Annotated in this window: 2 protein-coding genes; both read right to left on the reverse strand. The window is 69.1% G+C overall.

The annotated features are described in order from the left end of the window. The coding region (locus ROTAS13_RS24645) for a hypothetical protein (RefSeq protein ID WP_139323575.1) at positions 1-413 on the reverse strand (413 nt) is incomplete at its 3' end. A 66-nt stretch (positions 414-479) separates the two neighbouring features. After that, positions 480-1,248, reverse strand: a 769-nt coding sequence (locus ROTAS13_RS24650) for a DotG/IcmE/VirB10 family protein (protein ID WP_083755708.1), incomplete at its 5' end; no start/stop codon positions are given.

Raw genomic sequence — 1,248 nt, forward strand, 5'->3', positions numbered from 1 at the left:
CGCCTTACGGTGGAGCTGTGCGTAGATGTGATCAAGAGACAGGCCGCGAGGGAGGCCGAAGGGCGAGGGTGGCCGCCCAGCCAGGCAACGTGATTGTAGGGCGAAATCAGGAACACCCCGCCGGCTGCCACGAGCACCACGGCAATCGCCGCACCGGCCATCAGAACGTTGCGGCGACTGCGCGGGCACTTGGCCGGTGCCTGCGCCAGCTCGGCGGCGGCCACCCCATCCTGAAGGTCGTCGCCTGGCACGGCCGCCTTGTCGCCCTGGATGCTCCCGTTATCCAAGACCGCTCCGGGCCGGTCTGTCGACTCGGCGCGCAGAGTGGACAACACATCCTCGTCCTCGCCCGGCAGGGTCAGTTCCGGACGGCCGAAGGGACGAGGCAGGGTATGCTCGATATGCGTGTCCATGACGATCCTGCGGTTGAGGGCTCGCCACAGGATCGTCGGGCGTGGTGCGAACGGGGACGGCTATTCTCAGCGCTGCGGAACGCTCACATTGGTGAGGAACATGATGCCGACACCGGCATTGGCGCCGAGATTCACGGTTGGGCCGCGCGGCGCAGCCTGGTTCAGCGCGGCACCGACCCGTGCCCCGGCCACGCCCGCCGCGACGCCGAGCTGCTGGTCGATGTTGAGGTGCGTCGAGTAGGCTGCTCCCCCGAAGGGACTGAGGACGGACTGCGTGTTCGACGTGGTGGCGATCGCCTGTCCCAGGCCCTGCACGAAGGCTGCCGCCGCCGGCAGGATGAAGCGGCTGAAATAGTGCTGGTCGACGCTGGTCGCGACGGCCGTCTCCATGCTGTCGGGCGCGATCACCACACCGTCCACCGGAATGCTCTGACCGTTGTGGACGAGGCTCTGCACGCGCACGACCAGGAGATCGCTGCTGCCGGCCCTGCCGAAGGTGCCGATCAGCCGGTCACCCGCGATCGGGCCGCTATCGGCCTGCAGCACGATGGGGCCCCCGGTGTCGGAGTTCACCGCCACGACGGTGTGGGCGTAGATACCACGCCCGGCCGGCACCAGAACCTGCTGCGGTAAGGTACGGGCCATGGGGGAGGCCGACACGGTGGTGCCGCGTTCCTCTGCAGCGCCATTGCCGCCATACCTTCCTTCTCCGGGAGCCCCCTCTCCATCGGCGCCACCGGCCTGCTGGGCGCGGGTGGGCGGGATCACGACGTCGGTGCGGCTCGGGCGCCCGCCCCAGCCGCTCAGCATGTCCAGCACCGCGGCTCGGAACATC

The sequence above is a fragment of the Roseomonas sp. TAS13 genome (assembly GCF_001950415.1).
Classification (GTDB): domain Bacteria; phylum Pseudomonadota; class Alphaproteobacteria; order Acetobacterales; family Acetobacteraceae; genus Roseomonas; species Roseomonas mucosa.